We start from the raw sequence: 4,067 nt of genomic DNA on the forward strand, positions 1-4,067 counted from the left end.
CACCGCGATGATGGGCTTGCAGACGGGGATCAGGATGCGGAAGAAGTACTGCAGTTCCGAAGCACCGTCCAGGGCGGCGGCCTCATGCAGTTCCTGCGGAATGGACTTATAATAGGTACGGGCCAGGATGATGTTCCACACATTTACCGCACCGGGCAGGATCAGCGCCAGCGGGCTGTTGATGAGGTTGAGGTTGGACACCAACAAATAGGTGGGCATCAGGCCGCCGCCAAAGAACATAGTGATGAGAAAAAAGGTGTTGATGGTCTTGCGCCCCACAAACTGGGGCAGGCTCAGGGGATAGGCCGCCAGCAGGCAGATGATGGTGGAAAACACCGCAAAGGTAGTGGAGTACAGGAAGGAATTGAGGAAGCCCCGGCCGATCATATCGTCCTGAAAGACGCGGCGGTACCCCTCCAGGGTCCAGTCCTCAGGCATAAAACTGATGCCCTGGTTCGTGAGTACCACTGGGTCGATGAAGGAGGCCAGCACCACATAGATGAGCGGGATCAGCACCGCCAGTGAGAACAGTCCCAGCAGGGCGTACCCGCACCAGAGGACAACTTTATCCTTGCGGGTGTAAAACTGTCTGGATTCCATGGTTTTCGCTCCTTTCGTTACAGGCCCTCGCCGTCGTTGAGCTTGCTGACGATGGCATTGACTGTCAACAGCAGCACCACGTTGATCACCGCGTTGAACAGGCCCACCGCTGTGGAGTACCCGTAGTCGCCGATTTCCAGGCCCAGACGGTAAACATAGGTGGGGATGATCTCCGACGCGGCTCGATTCAGGTCGGTCTGCAGGGCCAGAGCCTTTTCAAAACCGATGTTCATGATTTGCCCGGCCGAGAGGATGAACTGGATGACCATAATGGGTTTGAGGGCGGGCAGGTCCACATGGCGGATCTGCTGCAAAAGGCTGGCACCGTCGATGTTGCAGGCGTCCACCAGGTCACCGCTGACACCGGAGAGGGCCGCCGTGTAAATGATGGAAGCCCAGCCTGCCCCCTGCCAGATACCGCTGATGATGTAGATGGGACGGAAGGCGTTGGGATCGGTCATCAGGTTGGACTGGGTGCCCAGCGCCGCATTGATGGGCCCCACCGGGGAAAGAAAGGCGATGATCATACCGGCCAGTACGATGACCGAGATAAAGTTGGGAGCGTAGATCAGCAGCTGGATCTTTTTGCGGATGCCCACCCGCCGCACACGGGAGAGCAGGATCGCCAGAATGATAGGCGGGAAGAATCCCCACAGCAACCCGTAGACACTGAGCTTGAGGGTGTTGGCCATCAGACGTGGGAACTCGGTGGAGGAGAGGAATCTTTGGAAGTTTTCGAACCAGATCCATTCACTACCGAAGATGCCCAGACGGTTGTTGTAATCCTCAAAGGCAATGGCCAGGCCGCCCATGGGGACATATTTGAAGATAAAGGTAAGCAATACTGCGGGCAACGCAAAGAATATATAGAGCTGCCAGTTATTTTTGATGTAGATCAGCTTTTTGTGTCGGGTCTCGGCATCTGGGAGTTTGGGTAGGGTCATGATCTCACCTCGTAGTTTACATTTGCACACCATTCATTTACATTTTGTAACCTTCTGCGTTTACTATACGCCAACTCTCTCTTTTTGTCAATGGCGTTTTCCCCCTTTGCCACCGGATTTGTAGGGTTACACAATGGGACTTTCGCCGGGTTGTGCAAATGCGAAAATGTGGTTTTACAAAAGTTTACACTATTGCGCTTTTGCCTATTTGCTGTATAATAAAGAAAAACCTTTACGAGGAGCGACCTACCGATGGCCACCAAAAAAATCACCATGCAGGATATCGCCGGTGCCTGCGGCCTTTCCCGCAATACGGTCTCCAAGGTCTTCAACGGCCGTGGTAGCGTACCCGAAGCCACCCGCCAGCAGGTTCTGGAAAAGGCCCGCCAGATGGGCTACCGCCAGCTGCCCGCCGTAGAAGATCGGCCCGCCGTCCATGGCCGCAGCATTGCCCTGCTTACCCTGTGCATGCCGGGGCGTAACCACTACGGTTCCAACTTTATTTCCAGCTTTGCCAACCGCATGAGCCGGGCGGGCTATACTCTGATGATTTACGAGATCCAGCCCGACGAACACCGGGACTGCCGCCTACCTGCCAACTTTGTTCTGGAAAATACCGCCGGCATCCTCTGCATCGAAATGTTCGACCGCCGCTATACCGATTTCATCTGCCGGTTGGGGCTGCCGGTGATCTTCTCGGACACTTACGCCCGGGCGGATTTTTCCGCCATGGCTGGGGATTTCATCTCGATGGAAAACACCACCAGCTCCATAGCCGTGACCAGCCGTCTGATCGAACTGGGTGCCCGCAAGCTGAGTTTTGTGGGGGACCACACCCACTGCAACAGTTTTTATGAGCGGTTCAACGGGTTCCGCACGGCCGTAGCCCGGGGCGGACTGACCCTGGACCCCAATCTTTGTATTGTGGAACCCAACAGCGCCCCCTACGGGGAGGCCGCCTGGCTGGTGGAACGGCTGCGTGCCATGCCCTGTCTGCCGGACGCCTTTGTCTGCGCCAACGATTATCTGGCCGTACACTTGATGAAAGCCCTCAAGTGTATGAATTTACGTATTCCGGAGGATATCATGGTAGCCGGGTTTGACGATTCCCCCGAGGCCACCGTGGCCGAACCGCCCCTTTCCACCGTGCGCATCCCCAGCGGCGAGATGGGCTTTATTGCAGCAGGTATTCTGCTGGACCGCATCCAACGCCCCACCTTGCCCTACCGCTGCTGCTATATCCAGACTACACCTGTCTGGCGCGGAACCACCCCTGCCCAGCCTTGAATCTGGATTTTACTGCAGCGTGTTTTTCCCTCCAACTGCTAAAACACTGGCAGAATAGAAAAACGCCTGTTTATGGAGAAGTCTCTCCGTAAACGGGCGTTTTTTAGAGAAAAATGTCAAGGTTTTGAACGAGCCAAACCACAACAGAAGTCAAATTGGCAAAAATATACCAAACAGACGGTAGCACGCGCGTGGCAAGAGTACACTACCATTTCAATTTTGACTCGGATGAACCAACCGAGCGGAAGCAAGGCATATTTTGCAAGGCAAGCACCATGGTTCCCACACTGTGCTTCTGGTGGAAGCAATTTTGCAGTAAGACCGACAAACACCGCCGCAAAAGCGGCTACGGGCAGTTCCGTGAGGAACAAACAACGGTACATCTGATACCCCCAGTATTGTAACCATCACAGCGGTATCCAAAGAAGAAACGAAACCCATACCGCAATTCACTTTTCTGTAAAACTTAGGCGACTATCCGTAGCAGGATGCCAAAATGCCACCCGTGGTGCGCCTATTTTTCCCAAAAATACCATCTTTGGTACAATGATTGAAGGATATACACCAAGCGTGGCCTCATAAAGTACCCGGATGGCACAAAACAGGAAACAACTTGCCGTGAGCGAGAAGGCCTCGGAAATATCAATAAAAAACAATTCAGTCTTTCCATTCCAGCATCGTAAGTTTTGCAAACATAGCGTTTGGATGTCCAAACGCAAACTTTTGGGAGGACCCAACCCCCTTGTTACCTGGCTGGGAGAGAAAGCGGTATGTACCTGGAATGACAAATCGCAACCTACACAAATTGAAGGCACAAACTTTGTCGAAAAAAACAAAGTTAAATGTATCAGGTTTTGCGATATTTAAGGATTATACTTGCTTTCGCGGGGAGAAACTACAAGACTACAAGAAGCGAAAAAATGCAGAAAGGGAAATGCGATGGCGAATGAACTGAACACTTACACGATGCAGGAATTGTACCAACAACCGCTGGAGCCGGTGGAATATCTGGTGGACGGACTGTTAACACCTGGTTTGTACATTTTAGGCGGCTCACCCAAAGTGGGCAAAAGCTGGATGGCGCTGCAGCTGTGCCTCGCTGTGTGCGGCGGGCCGGCCTTTTTGGGGCACGCAACACGGAAAAGCGAGGTACTCTACCTGGCGCTGGAGGACGGCCCACAGCGGCTGCACAGCCGGGCTTTGCGGCTGGCAGACACCGCACCGGAAGGCCTGCAC

The 4,067-nt window shown here is 53.8% G+C and carries 4 protein-coding genes; 2 read left to right on the forward strand and 2 right to left on the reverse strand.

Annotated elements, in window-relative coordinates; genetic code table 11:
• Together Q0526_RS02915 and Q0526_RS02920 are read right to left on the reverse strand one after the other, a co-directional pair.
• Positions 1 to 600, reverse strand: a 600-nt coding sequence (locus tag Q0526_RS02915) for a carbohydrate ABC transporter permease (RefSeq protein ID WP_298730690.1), incomplete at its 3' end; no start/stop codon positions are given.
• 17 nt (positions 601 to 617) lie between these two features.
• Positions 618 to 1,544, reverse strand: coding sequence for an ABC transporter permease subunit (locus tag Q0526_RS02920; protein ID WP_298730692.1), 927 nt, complete (start codon positions 1,542 to 1,544; stop codon positions 618 to 620).
• 252 nt (positions 1,545 to 1,796) lie between these two features.
• Here Q0526_RS02920 and Q0526_RS02925 point away from each other — a divergent pair, with 252 nt between their 5' ends.
• Together Q0526_RS02925 and Q0526_RS02930 are read left to right on the forward strand one after the other, a co-directional pair.
• Positions 1,797 to 2,831 carry a LacI family DNA-binding transcriptional regulator gene (locus tag Q0526_RS02925; RefSeq protein WP_298730694.1) on the forward strand — a complete coding sequence of 345 codons (1,035 nt, stop codon included), beginning with the start codon at positions 1,797 to 1,799 and terminating at the stop codon, positions 2,829 to 2,831.
• Between the two features lie 939 nt (positions 2,832 to 3,770).
• On the forward strand, positions 3,771 to 4,067 hold a 297-nt coding region (locus Q0526_RS02930), incomplete at its 3' end, for an AAA family ATPase (RefSeq protein WP_298730696.1).

It is taken from the genome of uncultured Subdoligranulum sp., from assembly GCF_937890665.1.